Raw genomic sequence first — 25,208 nt, forward strand, 5'->3', positions numbered from 1 at the left:
AATCCGGGGCGCGAAACAAGTGGTAAAAAGCGGCCTCGGCGACGCTTGCGGGCCGTAAACGAGCAAGGAGGCCCGGGCTGGCGCCCGGGCCTCGCTGGTGCGGTCTACGGATTCGGTGGCGGCGGCGGGGCCGGGTGGCCCGGTTCGCCGGGCTCGGCCGGGTCGACGGCGACGCCCGCGGCCTCCGCGGAGAGCGAGGTGGCCGAGACGGATTCGGCGCGCCCGCGCAGCCACGCGTACGTGCACAGGGACGCGGCGAGGATCCAGATCATGGGCACGAGCAGGAGCAGCGCCATGACCGCCTCGGTGAGGACGGTGAGCACGGTGGCGAGCCAGGACGCGAAGACCGCGTGCCAGACACCGGCCAGGAGCAGGCCGACGAGGGAGATGATGAGGTTCGCGGCGATGGCGACGAGGACGACGATGACGATGCGGCCCAGGGCGGGCCAGAACGCCGAGTGCGTCAGCTGGATGGAGCGGGCGTAGGGACTGCGGCGGGCCTCGAAGACGGCGGCGGGCGCCATGAGGCTGAGCGCGAAGATCGCCCACAGGCCGGGCAGGACGCAGAGCACGAGGCCGACGGCGATGGTGACCCAGGCGAGCAGGAGCCACAGGAAGAACCGGCCGCCGCGCTTGAAGCCGAAGGAGAAGGCCTCGCCGAGGGCGAGGAAGCCGCCGGCCGCTTCGGCGGCGGCGGTGCGCACGGCGGCGAGCGCGGCCGAGCCGGAGACGTAGAGGACGGCCAGGGAGAGGATCGCGCCGATGACGCCCACGGCGACGCCGGGGCTGTACTCGCGGACGATCGTGCCCCAGTCGGTCTGGTCCACGTCGATGTGGGGGGTGCGCACGGTGTTGTTGAACGCGCCGAGGACCCAGCGCGGCAGGACGACCCCGATGAGGAGGATGAGGCCGACCGTGCGCCAGGAGCGCTGCACGACGTCCATCGACGCGTGCCACCAGCCCTCGAACGTGTCGGTCACCAGGGGGTCGCCGCCGGAGAAGCGGCCCGAGGGCTCGCCGCCCTGCCCCGCGTTCCAGTATGGATCGTCGCTCATACGCGGGATCTTAAGGCAATGAACGGTGCATATCAGACAAACAGCTGCAACGCATCCGTTCGGGGATGACACGTTCGCGCATTCCCCTGCCCGGCCGCCCCCGAGCCACTACCGTACGCAGGTATCGGTGCACGTCGCGCCGGTAGAAGAGACCGCCGAGCACACCGGGAGCGCCGATGTCCCACCGCGAACCGCGACCGGTCGGCCGCGAGAAGACCTTCTTCGGGCATCCCCGCGGCCTCGCCGTCCTCTTCGGCACCGAGATGTGGGAGCGGTTCAGCTTCTACGGCCTGCAGGGCATCCTCCTCACGTTCCTCGTCGCCGACACCGCGCAGAACGGCCTCGGCCTCGCCGACACCGTCGCCGTCCCGATCGCCTCGCTCTACTCCGGGCTCGTCTACCTGACGGCGCTGCCCGGCGGCTGGCTGGCCGACCGCATCCTCGGGCCCCGCCGCGCCGTCCTCATCGGCGGCATCATCATCATGGCCGGCCACATCTCCATGGCCATCCCCCTCGACAACCCGGCGATGGTCTTCTTCGGCCTCTTCCTCGTCGTCGCCGGCTCGGGCCTGCTGAAGCCGAACATCTCCGTGATGGTCGGCAAGCTCTACGACGGCGACACCGACGCCCGCCGCGACGCCGGGTTCTCCGTGTTCTACATGGGCATCAACCTCGGCGCGTTCCTCGGCATCCTCATCACCCCCTACCTCGCCGGGGACGACCGGTGGCACCTCGGCTTCGGCGCCGCCGCGGTCGGCATGGCCCTCGGCCTCCTCTGGTACGTGCGCGGCTGGCCGCGCCTGTCGAACGCCGGCATCGGCCCGGCCCGCCCGCTCAGCGAAGCCGAGAAGAAGCAGTCCGCCAAGATCATCGTCATCGCGCTGGCCATCGCGGCCGTCGCGATCGCGATCTGGGCCTGGACCGGGACGCTCACCCTCTCCACCGTGCCCACGGTCGTCACGGGCCTCTCGATCGCCGCCGCCGTCTGGTACTTCGTCTACATCTTCGGCGAGGCCAAGGACATCACGCCCGCCGAGAAGGCCGGGCTGCGCGCCTACGTGGGCCTGTTCATCGCCTCGGTCGTGTTCTGGATGCTGTACCTCCAGATGGGCTCCGTGCTCACCGCGTTCGCCGCGAACTCCGTCGACCTCGACTCGTGGGGCTTCCACCTGCCCGCCGGCGGGGTCCAGAACTTCAACTCGATCTTCATCCTGATCTTCTCCCCGATCTTCGGCGTCATCTGGCTGAAGGCCGGCACCCGCTTCGGGACCGCGTACAAGTTCGCGGTCGGCGTGTTCCTCGTCGGCTTCGCGTACGTGTTCCTCGGCTGGCTCCAGACCCGCGCCGACGACGGCGTGCTCGTCGGCCTCGCCTGGATGGCCTGGGTGTACCTGCTGCTCACCTTCGGCGAGCTGTGCGTCTCCCCCGTCGGCCTGAGCGTCACCACGCAGCTCGCCCCGCCGAACCTCAAGGGGCAGATGATGGGCGTGTGGTTCCTCGGCCCCGCGGTGGGCACACCGCTCGGCGGGCAGGCGTTCGCGTTCCTCGTGCCGAGGGTCGGCGAGGCCGCGTTCTTCTACATCCTCGCCGGCATCGCGATCCTCACCGCCGTCGTCCTCGCGATCTTCAGCCCCGCCATCCACCGGCTCATGGGCCGCGGCGGGCACGGGCCGAACGCGACGCTCGAGACGCCGCCCGAACCCGAGTTCGGCAGGGGCTCGGACGGCCGCGTCGACTAACCCGACTTGAACCACTCGCCGGCCTGGGCCATCAGGCGGCGCACGGGATGCTGCGGGGGCAACTCGGCACTGCGCGGCCCCGGGTGGAGGGCCGAGAAGCCCGGCTCGATGAGCCGCGGCTTGAGCGGATCGACCGGCTTGATGAACGAATCCGTCGGCGCCCCGTCGGGATCGGCGACCCAGCGGCGCGACACGCGGTCCAACCCGATCGGGTACACCGTGACCCCGTCCGACGCGACCTTGATCCGCAGGAAGCACTTCTGATCGATCACCGACATGCCCGCGAACAGCTCGTTCGCGTTGACGCCCAACCGGTTCGCCACCACCAGGTACAGGCCCACGACCCACGTGCCCGCCAGCCCCGCCAGCGGCAGGTACGCCAGGTACGTCCACAGGCTCACGTCGTCGAACATCTTGATCGCCTGGGCCCCGCCCCACGACAAGGCCACCTGCGCCAGGCCGTGCAGGCCCCCGAGCGTGTAATGGCGCGACGTGCGGCTGCCCTGACCCGGGTGCGCGAAACCGACCCCGGCCCCCAGGAGCACCGCCGTCACCGCCACGAACGTGCCCGTGCCCTCCAGAATGGACACCGTCGCGATGAGCCCCACCACCGCCATCAGCGCCACGAAGCCCTTGTTGAACCACGGCAGCCGCGCGAAGATCCCGAACGCGTACCCCATCGACTTCGCCTTCGACGGATACGCCTGCGTCAACCGGTAGTCCCGCTCGCGCGCATCGGGTTCGGACACCGACTTCCGCGGCGCCGTCAACTCCTCCGGCAGTGTGTGCGTCGGCGACAGGTACGCGCCCCCGCCGCCGGCCGTGACCAGGTGGCGTGAGCCGTCGATCTCCTCGTAGTGCGCGTAATGGTGGCGGTCGCCGGTGACCACGAGCGGCACCCGCGCGCCGCGCGCCGCCACCACGTCCCGGATGAAATGGTCGATCCGGTCGAACGAGCGCGGATCGTCCTCCGTCCACAGCCAGGAGGGCTGCGGCACGCACAGGATCACCTGGTCGCCCTGGCGCATCCGCTGCGCCGCATGCCGGAAGTACTCGATCTGCGTCTGATCCAGATGCGTGTCGAACTGGGCGTCCACCGCGAACAACCACCAGCGGTGCGGCAGCTCCAACGCGAAATACGACCGCTTCTGATACGTCCGGTACCCGCCCACCTTCCGGCCCTCGGTGAACTGCCGCGCGAACGCCGTCAACCCGTCGAACCAGTCGTGGTTCCCAGGGATCGCATACAGCGACACCGGACTGCCCGGGTTCGCCGCCTCGTACGGGCCCTTCATCCGCTGCTCGTACTCGAGCCAGTCCCCCGCCGGGTACACCTCGTCGCCGCCCATGATGAGCACCGACCCGCGCGGCAGCCGCTCCCCGGCCACCTCGAGGTGCTCCTGCGCCATCAGGTACGCGACCGAGTACGTCGCATTGAAACCGTCCCCCACGTCCGCCACGTAATCGAGCCACAGCTCATCGGCGTCCGCATGGTTGAACACCCCCTGCGGGCGGCCCCCGATGATCTCGCGCTTGTCCACATAGCCGCCGAAGACCCGCGCCAGCCCGAACCGCATGCTCGTATCGAGCAGCGTGCGCGGCGACAACCAGCGCACCGGCCCCTGCGGCCGGAAACGGAGCTGCTCAGGACTGAGGTCCTTGGGGCGGTGGGACATAGACCACATCATGGCACGTTCTGCGCGCCAAGGGAACCCGAGAAACCGCCTAGGCGAACGCCCGATCCGCCCGTAAGCTCCCGGCATGACGAACGCACGCCACGCCGAACTCGGCGACATCGACGAGATCATCCGGCTCCGCGAGGTCATGCTCGCGCCCTGGTTCGACATGAGCGACACCGGCTGGAAGCCCGAGACCGCCGCGATCCTCCAGCGCCGCCTCGACGAGCCGAAACCGACGATGGCCGTCACCGTCGTCGAGGCCCCGGACGGCTCGGGCGCGCTGGCGTCCTGCGCGACCGGGGTGATCAGCGAGCGGCTGCCGAACCCGTTCAACCCTTCGGGGCGGTACGGCTGGATCTTCAACGTGGTCACCGATCCGCAGTGGCGGGGCCGCGGGTACAGCCGGGCCTGCACGAAGGCGCTGCTCGACTGGTTCGAGGACCAGAGCGTGCACGTCATGGAGCTGCTCGCTTCGCAGGAGGGCGAAGGGCTGTACCGGGAACTCGGGTTCACGGTCTCCGAGGAGCCGGCGATGCGGCTGAACCGCAACCGCTGAACGGCCGCCGCACTCGTAGGAGCCGGCTCCGCTCTCACCCGCCTGGGCCGGCTCCGCCGACCGCTCGCCTCACTCGTCGACGTCCATGGACGGCAGGCGGAACCAGCCGGAGGCCGCGAGCGAAAGCAGCAGTACGACGGCGAGCGCGAGGGCCGCGAGGACGAGGGCGGGCAGCGCGAACGCGATGAGCGCGAGCACGGCGAGGCAGCAGAGGGCGGCGATCCGCGAGGCGGCGATGCGGCCGCTGTCTGCGCGGGTGAGGACGAGTTCGCCGACGAGGTAGACCGCGGGACCACCGAGGACGGTGGCGATCGCGGTGGTGTCCGCGGTGCCCCAGGGATCGGCGAGTACGAGCAGCGCGCCGACGCCGATGAGGACGGCAGCGCCGACCATGAGGGCGTGCGCGAAAGCGGAGGCGCGACGAAAGTCCTCAGGCGCGGCAGCGCGCTCGTCATCGCCGGGGCGAGCGCCGAGATAGAGGCGCCAGACGACGACGAGGGTAGCCAGCCCCAGGACCACCGCGGCCACGCCACCCGCACCGAACTCCACGCCGCCGAGGATCACGACCGCCTCCCGAAGGGCCGCAACGCAGACGAGCGGACGCGAGCGGCACCGGAGCCCCCGACCCCGCGAGAGCACTTCCAGCGAACCCGGCCGCCGGAGGCCTCCACACCCCCGAAGTTATCCACAGGCAGTTGACCTGCAGTAACACTGATTTTGCGGTGAGTTATCCACAGGCGGAAAACTTCTGTTGCCACTCCACTACCCATCGTGTTGTAGTAGATGGCAAAAACGCCATCGGGCATCAGCGGGATGGCGGCGACAGAAGGGGATTCGCGAACGTCGCCATACCGAGGTCGCGCGCGGCAATCCGGCCGCGCGCGGTCCCCGCCAGATGCCCTACCGCCCCTCGCTCCCGCGGGAGCACACGCGGGCGGCCGAGACACCACCTCGGCCGCCCGCACACCCGACACGCTCATCGGCTGATCGTAACCACGGACGCCCGGTTTGTACGGCTCGCCGGGAACCCGCGACTACGATCGGCGCGATGATGCAGTCGGAACAGGCCATAGCGGTGCTCGGCGAGATCGAGCGAGCAGGATTGTCAGTGTGGGTCGGCGGCGGCTGGGGGATCGACGCGTTGCTCGGGAAGCAGACGCGTCCGCACCGCGACCTCGACCTCCTGCATGTGGCCGGCGAGGAATCCCGGCTCATGGCACTGCTCGCAGGGCTCGGGTTCGCCGAGACCGTCGACTGGCGGCCGGTGCGGTTCGTGATGGCGCACCCGGACGGCCGGGAGATCGACCTGCACCCGCTGGTGTTCGCCGCGGACGGGTCGGCCGAGCAGGCCTCGCTCGAGCCCGGGAAGCCGTTCCTCTACCCGGCTTCGGCCTTCGCCGAGGGCGGCATCGACGGCATCGCGGTGCCGTGCCTTTCGGCTGAGCAGCAGGTGCACTTCCACCAGGGCTATGAGCCCGCGGACCGGGACCTTCACGACATGGCGCGCCTGCGCGAGGCGTTCGGCATCGCCACTCACTTCTAGAACGCGAAAAGGCAAGGGCCCCAAGCGCTTCCGCGCTTGGGGCCCTTTTCGTCGAGCTGCGTCAGGCCTTGGTCAGACCGTCGATCGCTGCGGCAAGGGCTTCGGTGGCGGTGTCCACCTCTTCCTGTGTGGCGCCCTTGTCGTCGTTGGCGGTGGTCGCCGCGTCGCGGGCGGCGACCAGGGCCGCCCAGGTGTCGGCGGTCCAGTCGGTCTCGGTGAGTGCGGCCGCGTCGTCGAGGTGGACGGCGAGGCCGGACTTGTCGATGACTTCGACGATGAACTGGAGTTCAGCGACGTTGCAGTAGCCGTTGCCGCCGCTGAGGCGCAGGGCCCCGTAGTGGACGGGCTCGGCGAGGGCGACCGTGTTCCAGCCGCGGACCGGGGTCCCCGTGCTCGCGAACTTGGTCCAGGTCGCGCCGCCGTCGTTCGATCCCTGGATTTCCAGGCCGGTCGCCCGCAGATGCGCGTTGTCCCGCGGGAAGTACTTCACGCCGACGATCGTGTATGCGGTGCCGTCGGCGGGGAGCACGGTGTTGGTGCAGGACTTCGTGGTCGTGTCCGTCCACGTGCCGGTGTTGCCGTCGAACATCCGCCAGCCGTTGGCGGCCGCGCTGGTCGCGCCGTCGGCGGTCGCGGTGCTGGCCGCGACCCAGGACTGGTCGAATCCGGCGGGCGCTTCGGCCGCCGCGGGGTCCAACAGGTCCCAGGCGTTCACGAGTCGCTGGGCGAGGTCCTGCTCGTCGGCGTCCGGTTCGGCCAGGGCCGCGCGGACCGCAGCGACCTCGCGTGGGAAGAGGATCTGCGAGCCTCGGGTGTAGCCGCTCAGGTCCACGGCGTCGGCGCGCTCCAGGAGCGGGTCGATGTCGTAGACGGGCTCGCCGAAGAGCCGCAGCTCCGCGATGTAGATCGGCGCGCTGTTCGTGACCCTCAGGTAGCGGTAGCCGTCCGTGTGCTCCGCCGGGAGGTTCTGCCACGTGAGGGTCTTGTACGACGCGTCGGCGACCGTGGTCCAGGTCGTGAGGTCGTTCGAGCCCTGGATCACCTGGTCGTCCATGCGGCGCACGCCTTCGCTGTCCTGGCGCGCAAGGTAGTCGATGCGGTCCACGCTCACCTGCGTGCCCGCGCCGAAGTCCCAGACGAGGTAGGTCTGGCCGTCGACGGCGGGCACGTCGCTGAACGTGTTCGCCTTGCCGTCGAGCATGTTCGCCGCGTGGACGGCCTTGGACTGGTCGGCCGTACCGTCCGCCTTGACCACTTCGGCGTCGGCGAGGTCGATCAGGTTGCTCTCGTCCGAGCCGTACAGGGCGGTGCCGTCGGTGGCGCCGTGGATCGTCGCTGCCGTTTCACCGTCCTCTGTGGTGTGGTCGACCACGAGGTCGAGGCGGCCGCCGCCGGTGAGGTCGCCGAGCGTGCCCGTGGCCGTCCACGACAGCGAATCCTCGCTGGTGGCCGTGAGTGCTTGCCCTCCGACGCTGACCGCGACGTCGCTGACGGGCTTCGCGCTGGTGAAGGTCACGTTGACGTCGGCGCCGGCGGTCACCCTGCCCGCCAGGGCGCCCGGTGAGGCCACCGAGACGTCGGCGATGTCGCCGGTGACTTCAGAGCGGTCGCCGAAGACGTGGAACTCGCCGAGGGACCAGATGCCCGGGTAGGCGGGGTCGATCGGCGGGGCCGGATCGTCGATCTGGAGCTTCAGGTAGCGGTACTCCTTGCCGCGGTGCTCGGCGACGACGGGGATGGTCTCCATGTCGTTGGTGTCGCCGGTGGGCCGCTCGGTGAGGAGGTCCCAGGTGATGCCGTCGTTGGAGCCGTACACGTTGGTGCCCTGCGAGCGCATCGGGAACGAGAAGCGGGCCTGGAGGCCGAACTCCTCGACCGAGACGCGGTACCGGGTGCCGTAGTCGAACGTGACGAACCCGACCCGCAGGTCGCCGAAGTGGCTGTGGGTGTTGCCGTCGGCGAGGGCGCGGGCCTGGTCCGCGGTCATGTTGGCAGGTGTGACCGCATTGCGGTAGTCCAGCGATCCGTCCGCCAGGCGCGGGTTGAGCAGTTCGAGCCCCTCGATGGCGTCGAGCAGGGCCTGGAACGCGGTGCGGAACTCCTCGTCGGTGCCGTTCTCGGACGCGTCGCGCGCGGCGGCGAGGGCGGCCCGGTAGGGCTCGTCGGAGACCGTGGTGTAGACCGCGCCCTCTTCGGTGCCGTCGGCGACGGCGGCGTCGATCATCTTGGGCCGGTTCTTGGCCACGACGATCTCGAAGGTCCGCGTGGAGAGGGCGTCGCCATCGTCGGCGATGATCTGGACGTTGTGGGTGCCGCGGTCGTGCGGGGTCGGCTTCCAGGTCAGCGTGCCGGTCTCGGCGTCGAGTCCGGCGCCTTCGGGCAGGCCGGCGGCGGTGTACGCCGGAGCGCTGCCCGTGTCGGTCGCGCCGAGTTCGAACGTCGAGGTCGCGTCCGGCCACAGGTAGTACCTGCCGCGCGCCTGCTCGAAGACGGGTGGGCTGAGTTGGGTCTGGGCGTTGAACATGAGGCTGTCCATGTCCACAGTGGTGCCGTCGCCGGTGATCCGGTAGTACTGGGTGTGGGGTCCGGCGGCGGGGTAGGTGATGTACCGCCATTCGCCTTGGGTGTCAGGCAGTTCGATCCGGGCCATGACGCCCGGCTCGGGTTCGGCCTCGTTGCGGGGGTCGCGCTCCTCCTTGTCGAGCACTTCGAGGACGGCGGGGCCGTCGGTGCGCACGCGCACGCCCAGCTTGCTGGAGCCGGGGTACATCACGCGGCTGACGACGCTGACGGTGCCGTCCGCGTCAGCGGTGGCGCGGGCGAAGGTCAGCTCGTCCTCGGTGACGATCTCGGTGCCGTCGTCGAGCGGGAGGCCGTAGTTGCCGAAGGTGAGGGCGGTGTCCTCGACCGGGGCCGGCTCGGTGCCGGCGATCTCGGGCGGGAACGCCACCCAGTACTCGACGCTCTTGTCGCCGGCGCTCCAGAAGTTGTTGACGCCGGTCCCGTAGCTGTAGAGGGGGCCGTCCATGCGCTCGTTGAGGAGTGCGACGTTCGGTGCCTCGGTCTCGACGTCGACGCCTTCGACGTACTTGTACTGGTAGTACAACTCGTTGAGCGCGTTGAACATCCGGCCGCGGTAGGCCGGTGAGACGGTCCCGCCGGTGCCGCGGTCGTCGATGTACTTGGTGGGCAGGCCCATCATGTAGCCGTCGAAGGCGTTCGCGCCGGCGAGGAGCCGGTTGCCGAGGAAGCCGTAGGCGCTCACGGCGTCGTCGGCGGTGGAGACGGTCCCGTCCTCGGGGTCCACTTCGGTGCCCTGGACGTGGAGGAAGCGCGCCAGTGCGGCGAAGTTGTCGATGTTGCACTCGGCGTGGGCCTGGTCGCGGCCCATTTCGCGGAGTTGCACGAAGTCTTCGCCGTAGGGGTTGGCGGGGTCGTCGGCTTCGATGAGCGGGATCTGCTGCGCGAGTCCGCCGCTGGTGTAGTTCACGAATTCGGAGTTGACGGTGAACCACTCGACGCCTTTGGCGTAGGCGGCGGTGTCGTCGGCGTAGATCGCGGTGGCGATGCGGCCGTAGAGCCCGAAGTTGTGCTGGTTCATCCACTTCTCGGGCGAGTAGAGGAACGTCTCGACGAGTGGCTGGGCGAAGTTGCCGAGCAGGTTCGCGTCGTCGTCGGCGGTCCATTCGACGCTGTAGCCGTCGTGGGTGCCGGGGGTGTCGTCGGCGACCGGTTCGGTGGCGCGGATGATCTCGGCGGCCATGAGGAACTGGGAGAGCGGTTTGCCGGTGTGGATGTGGGCGTCGGGGAAGTACTTGAATCCGTCGGGGTTCATGCTGGCCCAGGTGCGCAGGGCCTGGATGGCGTTCTTGCGGTAGACCTCGTTGCCGGTCATGACCCACATGAGGGATTGGCTGAGGGCGCCGAAGGAGTCGGCGGTCTCGCGGCCGCGGAGGCCTCCGTGGTTGAAGTTCGGGTCGAGCGCGACGTCGGGTTGGGCGGCGGATTTGGAGTTGGTCGCGCGGTAGGTCTTGGAGGTGGCGCCGGTCTTGGTCATGGCGTCGAAGTAGGAGGCCCAGGGTTCTTGGCCGGTGCGGACCATGTCTTGGGCGTTGCGCAGGTCGTCGGCGGAGAGGCCGACGCCGGGGTGGACGAATCCGGCGTCGCTCACGGTTTCGTTGACCTGTACGACGTGGTCGGTGAGGAGTCCGGCGTAGGGCGGTGGGTCCTGCTCCTGCGCGTGTGCGGGGGGCGGTGCGGCGACTACCGCGATGCCCGCCGCGAGGGCGGCGGCGAGCGCGATGAGGCGCGGCCGCTTTCGTCGGTCGACTTGCGTCATTGCACGTCCTTTCGGGTTGGGGCCCGTGGGGGTGGGCCTCGCATGAGGGGGTGGAGGCGTGGTGCCTCGGGTTTGCGGGCGGCGGGTGCCGGCGTGGCCCGGTCGGGTGCGTTGGCGGGGGGATATCGGGATTCGTCTATGCGGACGATAGCGGTTGCGGTGGCGAGAATCAAGGCTTGAGCAGATAACGTTCTCTGCTCAGTGAGGTGGTGTTCTGAGGCCGTGAAGGCCGGTTACCGAATCGTTATCTTTTATGAATCTTGTTGTCTAGCTGCATGATCGACTGGTGCGACGGGTGATCTGGCACAAGTTCGGTGACATTGGTCGATCTGCGGGTCTCGACAAGCCGGGGTTTCAGATCTAACTTAGAAACCGATATCTATCCGGCGACCCTGAAGGACCCCGAGTGGCAGACCGACCCAGAGCGCTCTTGGCCATGAGCCCTGAGTTCCTCCATCAGCTCTTCCCCGAGCCGCTCATGCGGCGTCTCGCCGCCGTGCTCGACTTCGACCCCGGTCTCGTCGTCCAGGACTTCGCCGAGCCCGCCGCGAAGGCGGCGCTCGCGGAGGCGGAGGTCGTCGTCTCCAGTTGGGGTGTGCCGAGGCTGAACGACGACGTGCTGGCCGGGGCGCCGAACCTCAAGGCCGTGCTGCACGCGGCCGGGACGGTGAAATGGCTTCTCGGCGAGGCCGGCTGGGCGCGGGGCGTGGTCGTCTCGAGTTCGTCGGGGGCGAACGCGCTGCCGGTCGCGGAGTACACGCTCGCGTCGATCCTCCTGGCGGGCAAGGGCATCTTCCAGCTCCGCGAGGACTTCCGCAAGGAGCGGAGCTTCACGCTCGGCTACATCCACCCGGATGTGGGCAACTTCGGCCGCACCATCGGCATCGTGAGCGCTTCGAAGATCGGGCGGCGCGTGCTGGAGCTCTTGCGGCCCTTCGATTTCACGGTGCTGCTGTACGACCCGTTCGTGGACGCGGCGGAGGCGGCGGAGCTGGGCGCGGTGTCGGTCGGGCTCGATGAGCTGGTGGCCCGGGCGGACGTGGTCAGCGTCCACGCCCCCGACCTGCCCGAGACCGAGCACCTCATCAACGCGGAGCGGTTGGCGCTCATGCGGGAGGGCACGGTGGTGGTCAACACGTCGCGCGGGCGCCTGGTCGACACGGAGGCGCTCACCGTGGAGCTGCTCAACGGGCGGCTCTCGGCGGTCATCGACGTGACGCATCCGGAGCCGCTGCCGGCGCATTCGCCGCTCTACGATCTTCCGAACGTCTTCCTGACGCCGCATGTGGCGGGTTCGCACGGCAACGAGCTGTCCCGCATGGGCCTGTTCATGGTCGAGGACGCCGAGCGGTACGCGGCGGGCGAGCCGCTGCTGCACCGCGTGGATGCCGAGACGTTGTGGAGGCAGGCGTGATGCGGCGAAGATAGAAACCGATATCTAATCGTTTTCCGGTCGAACCGACGACAGGAAAGCGCCTGCGGCTTTGGCAACGAATTGGCATCATGCTGGGAATACGTTGCGCCGCAATCGAAAACCACTCGCCGGGAGCCGAGAATCCGCAACGCGAATCATTGACTGATTTCCATCTCTGGTGATAGCGTTATCTCCCCGGCGACCTGGTGCGGCACCCGGCAGGACTCCCGCACCGACTGCCGAATTAACCTTCACGGCAGCCTCATCCCTCACCCCTGTATCAACGTTGATCTAAGGAGGCCCCTCATGGCCGAACTCTCTCGCCGCAAGCTCCTCGGCGCGGCCGGCGCCGCCGCCGCAGCCACCGCGCTCGGCTCGACCGCCGCCTGCTCCGGCAGCGCCGGAGGCGGCGCCACGGGCGGCGACTACGACATGCCGACGTTCCAGCCGGCCCCGGACCTGGACGTCCAGCCGTACTACTCGACCGAGACGCCCGGCATGGAGAACGTCTACACCGAGTACCCGAAGACCTACTTCAAGTCGGTCGAGCGCGAACCCGGCTCCGGCGGCACGGTCACCAGCTTCCAGCTCACCTGGGGCGACCCCTCCAAGCCCCTGGACGAGAACCCGTACTGGCAGGAGCTCAACGAGCGCCTCGGCGTCAGCTTCGAGCCGCAGTTCGTCCCCCAGCCGGTGTTCGACCAGAAGTTCGCGACCATGCTCGCCTCCGGCGACGTCCCCGACCTGGTCTTCGTCAACGACCAGTCCGCGGTGAACCTGCAGGGCATCCGCGACGGCGCGTTCGCCGACCTCTCCGAGGCCCTCTCGGGCGACAACATCCTCAAGTGGCCCAACCTGGCCGCCCGCAAAGAGGAGATCTGGCAGGCCAGCCTGAAGGACGGCCGCATCTACCAGATCCCCTCGATCGTCTGGAACCTCACGAACCTCCCGACGATGCGCACCGACCTGGTCGACCAGACCTCGATCGGCCGCGCCCCCAAGGACGCCGACGAGCTGTTCACCATGCTCAAGGAGGTCTCGGCGCTCGGATCGGGCCCCGGCGGCCAGAAGGTCTACGGGCTCAACAAGTTCGACGCCCACCCCGGGACCGTCTCGATGTTCCAGCGCCTGTTCAAGACCGGCCCCGAATGGCAGCTGAACGGCGACGGCGACCTGGTCCACATGGTCCAGACCGAGAACTACAAGATGATGCTCGAGTGGCTCGCCCGCGCCTGGGCCGAGGGCATCTTCGACCCGGTCTCCATGTCCCCCACGCCGACCGACATCGTCTCCGGCGCGGCCCTGCGCTACGACCCGGTCGGCGGGGCCATCGGCGCGACCGGCCTGTCCCAGTGGGAGGCCGACCTCCCGGGCGCGACGTACGACTTCTTCGACATGCCCGGCTTCGACGGCTCCGCGCAGCTCGTCGTCCGCAACATCCCCTACGGCAAGTCGACCTGCGTGTCCGCCAAGGCCGCCGAGGACGAGGACCGGCTCACCGAGATCCTCAACGTCCTCGACTACTTCTCGGCCCCGTTCGGCTCCGAAGAGGCCCTGTTCGTCGCCTCCGGCCAGCCCGGGCGCCACTACGAGTTCGACGAGTTCGGCATGCCCGTCACGAACATGGACAACATCACCGAGCTCGGCGTGCAGTACGTCGGCCTCACCTCCGGCGACAACTCGTACCGCCTCCACCCGAAGGCGGCCCCGTGGGCCGACTCGTTCGTCGCGGTCATGGAGGCCCTGGCCCAGAACTCGATCGCGCGCCCCCTCGAAGGGCTCGAATCCGCCTCGCAGACCTTCGTCACCAAAGGCGCGCAGCTCAAGCAGTTGTGGACCGACTTCGAGACCGGCGTCATCACCGGCCGCGAGAGCGTCGACGACCTCGAGTCCTTCGTCTCCAACTACATGGCCCAAGGGGGCACGCAGGTCAAGGACGAGTACACCCAGGCGCTCAAGGACGCGGGCAAGTGAGCGTGAACACCACGGACGCCGGCCCCGGGACCCGCACTGAGCGGGCCCCGGGGCCGTCCGCGCCCGCCGCCGCACCGCGCACCCTCACACTGCGCCAGCGGATCTGGCGTGAACGCTGGTCGTACACGTTCATCATCCCCGGCGCCGCGTTCTTCCTGGTCTTCATGTACGTGCCCATGGCGGGCAACGTCGTCGCGTTCCAGGACTACTCGCCGTTCCGCGGCATCGAGGGCTCGCCCTGGGTCGGCCTCGCGAACTTCACCGCGATCTGGACCGACCCCGAGATCCTCACCGCCCTGCAGAACACGCTCATCATCGCGTTCCTGCAGCTGGCCTTCGCGTTCCCGGCCCCGATCGCCCTCGCGCTCCTGCTGCAATCGCTCCTGTCGGAGAAGGTCAAACGGCTGGTGCAGACCATCGTCTACCTGCCGAACTTCCTCTCCTGGGTCATCGTCATCTCGGTGTGGCAGCAGGTCGTCGGCGGCGGCGGACTCGTCGCCGGCATCCTCGACGGGTTCGGCATGCCCGGCTTCGACATGATGACCGACGCCGACAACTTCAAGTTCCTCGTCGTCGCCCAGAACATCTGGAAGGACGCCGGCTGGGGCACCATCATCTTCTTCGCCGCCATCGCCGGCATCCCCTCCGAGCGGTACGAGGCGGCGGCCATCGACGGCGCCTCCGGCTGGCAGCGCACCTGGCACATCACCCTGCCCGCGCTCGTCCCGGTCGCCACCCTCCTGCTCATCCTCAACATCGGCTCGATCCTCACCGTCGGCTTCGAGCAGCTCCTGCTCCAGCAGCCCATGGTCGGCGCCGAAGCCGCGCAAGTGCTCGACACCTTCGTCTACTTCCGGGGCGTGCTCGGCGGCCAATGGGGCATCGCCACCGCCGCGGGCCTGCTCAAGGGCATCATCGGCACCGTCCTGGTCCTGTCGGCCAACAAGCTCGCCAAGAAGATGGGCGGAGAGGGGATCTTCTGATGGGTACCGCAACCGCCAGCCGTCCACCATGGATGAACCCGCCCTCGGTGGGGGTCAGGGCGATCAAGGCGATCGTCATCGTCTGCATCGTCATCACCATGATCTACCCGCTGCTCTACGTCATCGCGATGAGCTTCGCCGCCCCCGAGCAGGCGCGGGCGGGCGTGGTCTTCCCGACCGAGTACTCGCTCGACGCCTACCGGGCGATCTTCAACGGCGGCACCGTCACCCGGGGCCTGTCCAACTCGCTGTTCATCACCGTGGTCGGCACGATCCTGTCGCTCGCGGCGACCTCGATGCTCGCCTGGGGCCTGGCCCGCACCCGCCAAGTGCCCGGCGCGAAAGCCGTGCTCATCGGCATCCTCGCGACCATGTTCTTCAGCGCCGGCATCATCCCCAACTTCATGCTCATCAAGTACCTCGGGCTCCTCGACTCCACCTGGTCCCTGATCATCCCCGGCCTCATCTCGGCCTTCAACATGATCGTCATCAGGAACTTCTTCCAAGGACTCCCCGAGGAACTCATCGAAGCGGCCCGCATCGACGGCGCCGGCGAATGGCGGATCTTCCTCCAGATCGTCCTGCCCCTGTCGAAGCCCGTGCTCGCCGTGATGGGCCTGTTCTACGCCGTCGGCTACTGGAACACCTACTTCAACGCGCTGCTGTACATCAACGACTCCGAGAAGTGGCCCATCCAGGTCGTGCTCCAGCAGTACGTCCTCGCCGGCGTCGCCATCCCCGGAGCGACCGTCACCCCCGACGCCCCGCCCCCGCCCGGCGTCACCCTCCAGATGGCCGTCATCGTCCTCGCCACCGTGCCGATCCTCATCGTCTACCCGTTCCTCCAGCGCTACTTCACCTCCGGCGTCCTCACCGGCGCCATCAAAGGCTGAATCCGAGGGTCAAGACACAACTGAATACCGGGCCGGTCACCGCATTCGCGGCGACCGGCCCGGCCCCTTCACGCGACACGCCACGGCGGACTGTCTGGTTTTTGTAGGATTCCGCAGACCGCCCGCTGCAACGTCGCGCTCCTGTCGCTTACGAAGCAGCCGTGGCCAAGTGACCTCGTGCAGATCCCACAACCGCCACGCGCCCAACGCCGGATGGTCACTGCAGGTGCGCTTGACTTCACCCAAAGTGATGAATAGATTCTCCTTCGAAACCGAGACCCGCCATCGATTTCCTGGAGAGACCATGAAGTGCCGCAATGACTTCAGCGACCTGCCGAACCGATTCCCGCCCCGCCAGGCCGTCTCGTACTCGACCTTCTTCCTGAACGTCCTCACCGGACGCAAATCCGCCGCCGAAGCCCGCCTCTTCGCCACCGACGCCGGATGGCAGGCCTTCACCAGAGTCAGGCGCCGCGTCCCCACCAGGTTCCGCCGGGTCCGGGTCGTCCGCGCCGACTTCCCCACCCGGGAATCGGCCGAGATCGTCGCCATGGTCGAGAACGGCCCCGCCCACCAGGCCATGACCCTCACCTTCCGGGCGACCCGGCACGGCTGGCGGCTCGACCACTGCGACCTCATCCACGCCAACGGCCGCCCCCGCCGCACGCACCAGCGCTGAGAACCGGCGGCGAGGCCCCCGGCGCCGCGCGCCGGGGGCCTCGTCGCGGTGTCCGTTCAGCGGCGGGTGATCGGTTCCGGGGCGGTCAGGCGGGCGGCGTCGGCCGCGGCCAGGCCCGCGAGGTGCCCCTCGTAGTTCGTGATCCGGGTGGAGCGCCCGAACTTCAAGCGGGGGAAGAGCTCCTCCGTGCGGGAGTCCACGCGCTGGTCGCGTTGGCGCATCACGGGAACGAGGTCGGTGCCGGTCTCCTCCGCGTACTCGCGCTCGGTGTCGGCGGCCGACTCGCGGAGGCGCTCGCCGATGCGCATGGCGAAGGACGCCAGGAACGACTGGCGGAACGAGCGGGTCTGGGACTTCCCGCGCTTGGCCGATACGGAGCCGACCCGGGTCATCGCCGAAGTCGCCTGCACCAGCAGGGAGTTGAAGAGCAGCTCGACTGAGCGCAGGTCCGCGCGGTCGCCGATGAGCGTGGTGAAACCCCCGTCGGGCCAGTACACCGAACGGCAGTGGTTGGCGTCGGCGATCTGCGCCAGCAGCTCCGACTTGGGCTGCTCGTACGGGCGCTCGATGATCACGCGCAGCGCCTCGGGGTCCCGCTTCCCGTGCCCCGCTTCGGCAAGGAGCGCCTCGTTGATGCTGTGGCGGGCGATGAGCTGCTGCGCCTTGGCCGTGAACGCCTCGGCCTCCGCGTCGGAGTCCGTCGACTCCGCCTTCGCCAGCAGCGCCCGGATCTTCTCGTAGATGCGCGAGGACTCCGCCACGCCCAGGCCGTGCGTGATGAGCAGGTCGCCCGGCAGCGGCTCGACCTTCGGGATCTTCGGGAGTCCACTGAGGAAGTCGAGCGCCTCCAGGACCGCGCCCCACAGGACGATCCGGTCCCACCGGCCCAGGCCCGCACTCGCCTTGGCGACACCCGCGAACGGGGCGATCGCGGCGAGCTCCTCCCGCTGCACGTTCCAGCGGTCGCTCAACTGCAGGTCCCGGTACCGCGCCAGCTGGCCGCGCATCATCACCGCGCCCGCCTGCACCGCCTCAGGACTCAGGGACTTCCGCAAGGCGCTCAAGGCCTCCCGCGGCATCCAGCCCCACTCCCACGCGCGCAGGGCCGCATCGGAGCCGAGTTCGTCGAAGACCCCGGCGAGCGCCCCCGGCCAGCCCGCCGCATCCGAGCCGCCCTCCAGGTCGGAGGCGGCGTCGACCCAGTCGAGGCGCAGACTCCGGGCCCGCTGGAGGACGCCGAGCACCGCATAGCGGGCGCGTCCCTCGAGCGGCAGCCCGTCGAGCTCGTCCTGTTGCACCGTTCCCCCGATCCCGCGGACGCGGCAGCCCCGCGAACACTCCTGCGACTGTATCAACGTCGCAGGTCACGGGGCCAGTACTGCGGTTCGGGTCGGGCGTGACAGGGAAGACACCCCGCGCGGGGCGAAGCCGCGCGGGGTGTGCCGGGGGTCAGGCGTAGGCCTCGAATTCGGCGACGCGGGGCGTGCCGCTCGCACTGGTGATGACGAAGTTGATCTTGGTCGTGGAGACGGCGGTGAAGGTGATCACGCCCGCCCCGGTGCCGGAGGCGAGGACGGCGCCGGTCGCGTTGTTCACGACCTGCCAGTTGTCGATGTTGCCTTCGCTGCCTGCGGCTTCGCGGATGTTGACCGTGTCGATGGTCTGCGCGGAGCCCCATTTGACGGAGACGCGGCCGGTGGTGCCGGAGGGCGACCAGTAGGTGCTCATGCTGCCGTCGACGACGTTGCCGAAGCTCGTGCCGCTGGCCTTGCTGGAGCCGTCGGCGCCGGCGCCGATGGCGAGGTTGGCGCCGCCGGGCGGGTTGGTCGTGCCGGGGTCGGTCGGGCCGGTGGTCGGGCTGGTGGTGGGGGTCGTCGGGTTCTGGGACGGGGTCTGCGCGTTGCAGCTGCCGTCGGAGACCTGGTTGCCCTTGTTCGCGCCGGCGGTCTTGGCCACGATCTGCGGGACGCAGGAGGCGTTGTCGAGCGCGTAGCCGTAGGGGATGCTCACCGTGGTGGTGGAGGCCATGGCGGGGCCGGCGGGGTAGTTCTCGCTGCCCTGGCTGGACCAGGTCACGTTGTCGAGGATGTTGCCGCTGGTCTGCCAGGTGCCGCGCTCGTCGGTGTAGAAGGTGCCGAGCACGTCCTTCGAGTCCTCGAAGTAGTTGTTGTCCACTTTGGCCTTGCCGCCGGCGCGGGAGTTGATGCCCGACTCGACGATGCCGACGTAGTGGTTGTTGTAGACGTGGGCGGTGCCGCCGCGCAGCAGGGGCACGCGCGAGTTGAGGTTCTGGTAGAGGTTGTGGTGGTAGGAGATGAAGCTGTTCGACGTGTCGGTCTCGCTGGAGCCGATCAGGCCGCCGCGCTCGGAGTTGCGCAGAATGCTGTAGGAGAGCGTGACGTACTTGGTGTCGTCCTTCATGTCGAAGAGGCCGTCGTAGCCTTCGGCCTCACCGCCTGAGGCCTCGAGGGTGAGGTGGTCGGCCCAGACGTTGCGCACGCCGGACTCCATGCCGATGGCGTCGCCGCCGTTGGAGGTGGGCGAGCCGGACTTCTTGACGTTCTTGATCGTCAGGTTCTGCAGGATGATGTTGCTGGATGACCGGATGTGGATGCCGATCTGGTCGAACACGGCGCCGGAGCCGACGCCGACGATGGTGACGTTGCTGACCTCCTTGAGGTCGATGAGGGTGGCGCCGACGTCGCAGCTGCTGCCGGAGACGTCACTGGTGTTGCCGTGGTTGATGGTGCCCTCGACCTGGATGGTGATCGGGGTGCTGGCGCTGGCCCGGTTGCACAGGGCCTGGTTGATCTGCGTGCCGGTGGTGGCCTTGACCGTGGCGCCGCCGGCGCCGCCGGTGGTGCCGCCGTTCTGGGTGGCGTAGCCGGTTACGCCGCCGGTTGCCGCCGAGGCGTGGGTGATCGACAGGGCGACGCCTGCGGCGACCACGGCCGCGGTGGCGATCACCGCGGCGATACTTCGGGTGACGGTTCTTCTCATCTGGTGGTTGCTCCTTCGCGAAGGATAGATCGATAGATGTCAATGAGTGTAGGGAAAGGGCTTTCCCAGGGTCAAGACCTACCGTGCAACCGATTGCAGAAACTTTCTCCATCAGTGATGAACCCGTCTCCGACGCGCGGCGGCCCCGGCTCCTGGGGAGCCGGGGCCGCGCTTCGCGAGTGGAGTGCCGCTGCCGGACCGTTCCACGCCGGTGTCGTTGCCGGCGCAGTCGACCGGGCTCGTGGACGCCGCTAGTAGAGGGGCTGCGCCGCGTCGGTGAAGGGCTCGGGGTCGTCCGCGCCGATGTCCTTGACGACCAGGTCCGCGAAACTCGCGGTGCTGTAAGCGGACCCGGCGCGCGCGAGCAGGCCCGCCATGCCGTGCGCGTGGGTGGCGTCCTCGGCGGTCAGGACCGGTTCGCCGTCCACGAGGCCGGTGATGCGGGTGCCTTCGAAGCGCAGGGCCAACCGGTGCCAGCGCGGGCCGGGCGCGTCGAGCGCGGCCGAGGCGAGGGTGCGTTCGCCGCCGGGGTCGCGGTCGTTCGCGGCGGCGATGATGGCCTGCTGCTCGGCGTCGCCGACGAGCTCGGCCTTGTCCTCCTTGCCGTTCACGAGCGCGAGCCGGCAGGTCCCGTCGGCGGACAGCTCGAGCAGGTAGCACTTGGGAACGAACCCGTAGCCGGTGCCGACGTGGTTGACCCGGCCCATGACGGCCGCGGTCTCGCCCGCTTCGAGCCGCACGCGGACGCCGACCTCGTAGTCGTCCCAGTGCTCGTCGCCGATGATGGTGTACGGCAGCCAGTCCGGCGACCACGAGTGCGGCGCGTGCGGTACGGCCTGGCGCACGAGCGTGCCGCGGCCGTCGGGGTCGGGCGCGAGTTCGAAGGCGCCTGCGATGTCGGCGGTGTAGCGCGGCAGGAGCCCGCGCGCGGCGGGGTCGGCGTAGCCGTCGAAGGTGTCCCGGTAGGGGAAGGGGAACGGCCGGCTCGCCGGCACGTCCTCGAAGCCGCCCTTGCGCTGGCCGGTGGTGGTCGACAGGGAGTAGACGGCGTCGGGCGCCAGTTCGACGTCGAACGCGCCGTCCACGGGAGTGATGTCTCCGATGTGGATGAACTGTTCCTCGGCGGTGCTGCGCCACACGGTGACCGGTGTGTCGGCGAGGCCGTCGCCGATGCGCAGGTGCAGCCGCTGCGGGCCCTCGGCGTCCTTGGTCTCGGCGATGAGGCTGTAGTCGCCCGTCTCGGAGCGGAGGGCGACGACGCTGCCGCCGCCGTCCAGGAGTGTCGAGGCGTCGTGCAGGTAGGTCCAGCCGAGCTCAGTGAACTGTCCGTAATGGGCGTATCCCCAGAGTGCTTCGCGCACGGTGTAGTGGCCGCTCCACGGTTCGCGGGCGACGACCATCGCCGGCTCCTCCGGGTAGGGCTCGACCGGGTAGACCCCCGCGATGTCGTACCAGAGCACCACTTTCGTGGCTCCGTGGAGCAGGTAGTTCTCGTTGAAGCACTCGACGATGCCGATGAGGCAGTCGAAGCCGGGCCGGTAGACGTGGTCCTCGGTGTTCCAGATCGGCTTGCCGGTGGCCTCGGACCACGCGCGCACTTCGGGGGACGAGCCGGAGCCCTCGCCGCCGTACATGACGTGGCCGCCGAGCACGTCGATCGCTCGGGCCGCTTCGGGGTCGCGCTGCAGGTCCTCGATGAAGTCGAACTTGTCGCTCGTCCAGTTGTCGAAGGCGTGCAACGCGACCGACCCGAACCCGGCCTTGTCGAGGGAGGCCTTGAGCTGCTTGGCGAACGGGATGCTCACGCCCTTCTCGTTGCGGCAGCCGATGGCGTCGAGTTCGAGGCCGTGCGCGTCGCGCAGGATCTGCACCCAGGAGACGTAGTAGTCGGCCATGTCCTGCGACCAGTACTCGCCGTCGCCGATCCAGCCGGGCGCGCTCCAGGCGACGGCGTCCAGGCTGAGGTTCAGGTTGCGGCGCTTGGCCTCCCGCATCACCCACCAGGTGTAGCCGCGGTGGGTGCCGAGGTCGTCAGGCGTGTGCATGTGGCTGGGCATGGAGCCCTGCGTCGAGTTGCCGTCGCCGGGGACCTCGACGAGCATGGCGCTGACCGACGCGCCGAATCGCGGCGCGAACACCAGGTCCAGGATCTGGCTGCGCTGCGGCTCCGGGTAGTCCTTGAACAGCGCCGAGGTCGCGCCGCCGCCGTTGACCGCCCCGATGCCGTCGAACCGCCGGTCTTGCGGCCCGGACCGCAGCTCGATCAGTCGGGGTGTGGCTTCGCTGCTCATCGCTGCTCCTCAGTTCGTGTTGCACCTGCGCGGGAGGGGATTTCCGGTGCCCGCGAAGAATGATACGAACGCGCATGCGAGCCGTCGAGGGCCGGCGGCGATGCCGAGGTTCCAACGATTTGCGCGTACGGCAACGTGAACTGTGCTAGCGCCTTAGCATCGGCCTATGCAGATCAGCGCAGAAGGAACCGTTGTAGAGGAACTGGTGCGGGCCGCCGCGGGCTCGCCCTCCGGCAGGGCGGGGAAGACGGTGTACGGCGGCAGCGGGCGGCTCCTGGGCCAGACCCTCGTCGCCCTCAACCGCGGCGCGGTCCTGGACGACAACCCCAACCCGGGCGAGACCACTTTCCTGGTCATCCGCGGTCGCGTCCGCCTGACCGCGAACGGCGAGTCCACCACGGGCGTCCCCTTCGACCTCATCCCCGTCCCCGACGTCGACGAGTACGACCTGGACGTGCTCGAGGACGCGGTCTTCCTCATCACGGTGGCCCGCCCGTCAGAGTGAGTCGGGGCCGGTTCCCCGGGTGCACTAGCCCAGCAGGGCATCGCGGTGCGCCGCCAGTTTCGCGGCGGCCGTTATGAAGCCCCGATCGTGCCGTTCGCGGCGCTGCGCCTCGAAGTGCGGGTCGCCGGCCTTGATGCGATGCCGCAGGAACACGCCGGTCGAGTGCAGCCGCAGGATCGCGTCGTCCACGACGTCCTCCGGGTCGAGCCCGCCGTAGGCCTCGCACAGGAGCGCGAGCCGGGCCCGCCGGTCCGGCGGGCGGTCCCATCCCCAGTTCGAGATGTCCCCGCCCGAGTGGAACGGCACGAACTGGTGCGCGAGGTAGGCCATGTCCCAGGACCGGGTCATCGGCCCGGCCGCGTCCCAGTCGATGATGCCTTTGACCTCGGTGCCCTCGAACACGATGTTCCACGGGGCCAGGTCGCCGTGCCCGATGATCGACGCGTCCCGGACGGGCCGGCAGGTCTCGAGCGGATGCCATGCGAAGTCCCCGCGCCCGGCAAAGGACGCCGAGAGGTCGTGGACCGTGCGGACGGCCTGCGCCACCGACACGAGCGCCTCCTCGGACCGCAGGGCCTCGGTCAGCGGCGGATAGCCGGTGTTGCCCGGAATGTAGGAGAGCCGCTCGTGCCGCTCGGACGCCTCGAGCACCCTCGGGGTGAGTGCGCAGCCCTGGCCCTCGAAATGCCGCAGCAGCGCAAGGGAACCCGAGTTGCCCACGGTCGGGTGCCGCACCACGGTGTCGCCCTCGCGGCGCACGTTCGCGAACCGGCCCCGCGCCATCGCGTCCTCGATCGGATCGTCGGGCGGGTCCTCTTGGTCCATCGTCGGTCCGATCTCGATGCGGTTCAGGGGTGGGGCCGATCGTATCGACCGATCGGCGCCGAAGAGACCGCCGCTGCCCGGGACCGCCGGCGTTCGGGCGCGCTGTCCGATCGGACCTGATCGGTGCAACCTTTCTCCGAACCGGTTGCGTCTGTACTGCTATGCGTCGCCGCCGCGGCGCGGACTCCACGTGAAAGGGGCACTGCTGTGCGTTTGAACCGACGTCGAATGCTGGCCGCAGGGGCCGGGAGCGCGATCGCGCTCGGTACGCCAGGGATCTCGTTCGCGGCCTCCCGGCCGCAGTTGACGCACGGCGTCCAGTCCGGGGACGTCGGCGACCGCGGCGCGGTCGTGTGGACGCGGGCGGACCGGAGCTCGCAGATGCGGGTCGAGCTCGCGAAGCGCCCGGACTTCAAGCACGCCAGGACGATCACCGGCCCGGTCCTCACGGAGGCGACCGACTTCACCGGGAAGCTCCGCCTGAACGGGCTGCAGCCGGGCCGCACCTACCACTACCGGATCACCGCCGCGGCCGACCACTGCTCGGCGCCGCTCGAGGGCTCGTTCACGACCGCCTCGGACGAGCCGGCCGACATCCGCTTCCAGTGGTCGGGCGACCTCGCCGGCCAGGGCTGGGGCATCAACCCCGATCTGGGCGGCTACCGGATCTTCGACACCATGGCGGCGTCCGAACCCGACTTCTTCCTGTGCTCGGGCGACTTCATCTACGCGGACAACCCGATCAAGGCCGAGGTCGTGCAGCCGGACGGCACGGTCTGGCGCAACGTCACCACCGAGGGCAAGTCCAAAGTGGCCGAGACCCTCCAGGAGTTCCGGGCCCAGTTCCAGTACAACCTCATCGACGAGAACCTCCGCGACTACCTCGCGAAGGTCCCGATGGTGAACCAGTGGGACGACCACGAAGTGGTCAACAACTGGTACCCCGGCGAGATCCTGGACCTGCCCGAGTACACCGAGAAGCGGGTCGACGTGCTGGCCTCCCGCGCGCGCCAGGCGTTCGCCGAGTACACGCCGGGCGCGGTCGGGCTCAACCCGGACGGGCGGATCTACCGCAAGATCGCCTACGGGCCGCTGATGGACCTGTTCGTGCTCGACATGCGCACCTACAAGGACGCCAACGGCGCCAACAACGCCCCCGAGGGCGGTCGGCTCCTCGGCGACGAGCAGCGCGAATGGCTCAAGACCGAACTCGCCGCCTCGACCGCCACGTGGAAGATCATCGCCGCCGACCTGCCGATCGGCCTGATCATCGGCGACGGCACCAACATCTACGAGGGCATCGCCCAGCGGAACAACGGCGCCCCGCTCGGACGCGAGACCGACATCGCCGACGTCCTCGCCCACTGCCACCGCGGCGGCATCCGCAACCTGGTGTGGCTGACCGCCGACGTCCACTACACCGCCGCCCACCACTACAGCCCCGACCGCGCCGCGTTCCAGGACTTCGACCCGTTCTGGGAGTTCGTCTCCGGGCCGCTGAACGCGGGCTCGTTCGGGCCCGGCCGCCTCGACGCGACCTTCGGTCCGCAGGTGGTCTTCCAGAAGCCGCCGCCGGCCGCCAACACCAACCCGGCCGTGGGGTACCAGTTCTTCGGCGAGGTGTTCATCGACGCCGAGACCGAGGTGTGCGAGGTGACCCTGAAGGACCTGGACGGCAACGACCTCTTCACCCAGGCGATAACACCGTCCTGATAGCACTATTCGCCGAACGC

Annotated in this window: 18 protein-coding genes; 10 read left to right on the forward strand and 8 right to left on the reverse strand. The window is 69.1% G+C overall.

The window, feature by feature from the left end; translation table 11 throughout:
• Nucleotides 1-104: 104 nt before the first annotated feature.
• Nucleotides 105-1,055 carry a hypothetical protein gene (locus QWI33_RS15895; protein ID WP_289958123.1) on the reverse strand — a complete coding sequence of 317 codons (951 nt, stop codon included), beginning with the start codon at nucleotides 1,053-1,055 and terminating at the stop codon, nucleotides 105-107.
• 176 nt (nucleotides 1,056-1,231) lie between these two features.
• Between QWI33_RS15895 and QWI33_RS15900 the strand changes: the two genes are divergently transcribed.
• The gene (locus QWI33_RS15900; protein ID WP_289958124.1) at nucleotides 1,232-2,794 is read left to right on the forward strand and encodes a peptide MFS transporter; all 1,563 of its coding nucleotides are present in this window, start codon (nucleotides 1,232-1,234) and stop codon (nucleotides 2,792-2,794) included.
• On the opposite strand, the gene QWI33_RS15905 is transcribed toward QWI33_RS15900, so the two are convergent.
• A complete protein-coding gene (locus tag QWI33_RS15905) occupies nucleotides 2,791-4,470 on the reverse strand; it encodes a metallophosphoesterase (protein WP_289958125.1) in 1,680 nt (559 codons plus the stop codon). The genes QWI33_RS15900 and QWI33_RS15905 overlap by 4 nt on opposite strands.
• Nucleotides 4,471-4,555: 85 nt before the next feature.
• Between QWI33_RS15905 and QWI33_RS15910 the strand changes: the two genes are divergently transcribed.
• Entirely contained in the window at nucleotides 4,556-5,029 is a 474-nt protein-coding gene (locus QWI33_RS15910; protein ID WP_289958126.1) for a GNAT family N-acetyltransferase, read from the forward strand.
• A 69-nt stretch (nucleotides 5,030-5,098) separates the two neighbouring features.
• Here QWI33_RS15910 and QWI33_RS15915 read toward each other — a convergent pair whose 3' ends face one another.
• Nucleotides 5,099-5,593: a low temperature requirement protein A gene (locus QWI33_RS15915; protein WP_289958127.1), complete on the reverse strand. Its 495-nt coding sequence runs from the start codon at nucleotides 5,591-5,593 to the stop codon at nucleotides 5,099-5,101.
• Nucleotides 5,594-6,080: 487 nt separating this feature from the next.
• Here QWI33_RS15915 and QWI33_RS15920 point away from each other — a divergent pair, with 487 nt between their 5' ends.
• Complete coding sequence (locus tag QWI33_RS15920) at nucleotides 6,081-6,572, forward strand: nucleotidyltransferase domain-containing protein (protein ID WP_435367589.1); 492 nt, start codon at nucleotides 6,081-6,083, stop codon at nucleotides 6,570-6,572.
• 61 nt (nucleotides 6,573-6,633) lie between these two features.
• On the opposite strand, the gene QWI33_RS15925 is transcribed toward QWI33_RS15920, so the two are convergent.
• The gene (locus tag QWI33_RS15925; protein WP_289958129.1) at nucleotides 6,634-10,911 is read right to left on the reverse strand and encodes a discoidin domain-containing protein; all 4,278 of its coding nucleotides are present in this window, start codon (nucleotides 10,909-10,911) and stop codon (nucleotides 6,634-6,636) included.
• Between the two features lie 436 nt (nucleotides 10,912-11,347).
• Here QWI33_RS15925 and QWI33_RS15930 point away from each other — a divergent pair, with 436 nt between their 5' ends.
• The 5 genes from QWI33_RS15930 to QWI33_RS15950 all read left to right on the forward strand — a co-directional run bounded on the left by QWI33_RS15930 (nucleotide 11,348) and on the right by QWI33_RS15950 (nucleotide 16,854).
• Complete coding sequence (locus QWI33_RS15930; protein WP_353895494.1) at nucleotides 11,348-12,325, forward strand: hydroxyacid dehydrogenase; 978 nt, start codon at nucleotides 11,348-11,350, stop codon at nucleotides 12,323-12,325.
• Nucleotides 12,326-12,631: 306 nt separating this feature from the next.
• A complete protein-coding gene (locus QWI33_RS15935) occupies nucleotides 12,632-14,299 on the forward strand; it encodes an extracellular solute-binding protein (protein ID WP_289958131.1) in 1,668 nt (555 codons plus the stop codon).
• On the forward strand, nucleotides 14,296-15,282 hold the full coding sequence (locus QWI33_RS15940) for an ABC transporter permease (RefSeq protein WP_289958132.1): 987 nt from the start codon (nucleotides 14,296-14,298) through the stop codon (nucleotides 15,280-15,282). Before QWI33_RS15935 ends, QWI33_RS15940 begins: the two co-directional genes overlap by 4 nt.
• A complete protein-coding gene (locus QWI33_RS15945) occupies nucleotides 15,282-16,175 on the forward strand; it encodes a carbohydrate ABC transporter permease (protein WP_289958133.1) in 894 nt (297 codons plus the stop codon). The genes QWI33_RS15940 and QWI33_RS15945 overlap by 1 nt, the downstream gene beginning before the upstream one ends.
• 304 nt (nucleotides 16,176-16,479) lie before the next feature.
• Nucleotides 16,480-16,854 (forward strand): Rv3235 family protein, encoded by a 375-nt coding sequence (locus tag QWI33_RS15950; protein WP_289958134.1) that lies wholly within the window; start codon nucleotides 16,480-16,482, stop codon nucleotides 16,852-16,854.
• Between the two features lie 56 nt (nucleotides 16,855-16,910).
• Here the strand turns inward: QWI33_RS15950 and QWI33_RS15955 are convergent, their stop codons facing one another.
• The 3 genes from QWI33_RS15955 to QWI33_RS15965 all read right to left on the reverse strand — a co-directional run bounded on the left by QWI33_RS15955 (nucleotide 16,911) and on the right by QWI33_RS15965 (nucleotide 22,145).
• Nucleotides 16,911-18,152: a DUF2786 domain-containing protein gene (locus QWI33_RS15955; RefSeq protein ID WP_289958135.1), complete on the reverse strand. Its 1,242-nt coding sequence runs from the start codon at nucleotides 18,150-18,152 to the stop codon at nucleotides 16,911-16,913.
• A gap of 151 nt (nucleotides 18,153-18,303) precedes the next feature.
• Nucleotides 18,304-19,854, reverse strand: a complete 1,551-nt coding sequence (locus QWI33_RS15960) for a pectate lyase family protein (RefSeq protein ID WP_289958136.1) — start codon at nucleotides 19,852-19,854, stop codon at nucleotides 18,304-18,306.
• A gap of 251 nt (nucleotides 19,855-20,105) precedes the next feature.
• Nucleotides 20,106-22,145 (reverse strand): glycoside hydrolase family 30 protein, encoded by a 2,040-nt coding sequence (locus tag QWI33_RS15965; RefSeq protein WP_289958137.1) that lies wholly within the window; start codon nucleotides 22,143-22,145, stop codon nucleotides 20,106-20,108.
• A 166-nt stretch (nucleotides 22,146-22,311) separates the two neighbouring features.
• On the opposite strand from QWI33_RS15965, the gene QWI33_RS15970 reads away from it, so the two are divergent.
• Nucleotides 22,312-22,650 (forward strand): cupin domain-containing protein, encoded by a 339-nt coding sequence (locus QWI33_RS15970; RefSeq protein WP_289958138.1) that lies wholly within the window; start codon nucleotides 22,312-22,314, stop codon nucleotides 22,648-22,650.
• A gap of 24 nt (nucleotides 22,651-22,674) precedes the next feature.
• Here the strand turns inward: QWI33_RS15970 and QWI33_RS15975 are convergent, their stop codons facing one another.
• Entirely contained in the window at nucleotides 22,675-23,475 is an 801-nt protein-coding gene (locus tag QWI33_RS15975; protein ID WP_289958139.1) for a phosphotransferase, read from the reverse strand.
• A gap of 228 nt (nucleotides 23,476-23,703) precedes the next feature.
• Here QWI33_RS15975 and QWI33_RS15980 point away from each other — a divergent pair, with 228 nt between their 5' ends.
• Nucleotides 23,704-25,188, forward strand: a complete 1,485-nt coding sequence (locus tag QWI33_RS15980; protein ID WP_353895495.1) for an alkaline phosphatase D family protein — start codon at nucleotides 23,704-23,706, stop codon at nucleotides 25,186-25,188.
• Nucleotides 25,189-25,208: the final 20 nt, after the last annotated feature.

Source organism: Glycomyces tritici, from assembly GCF_030403505.1.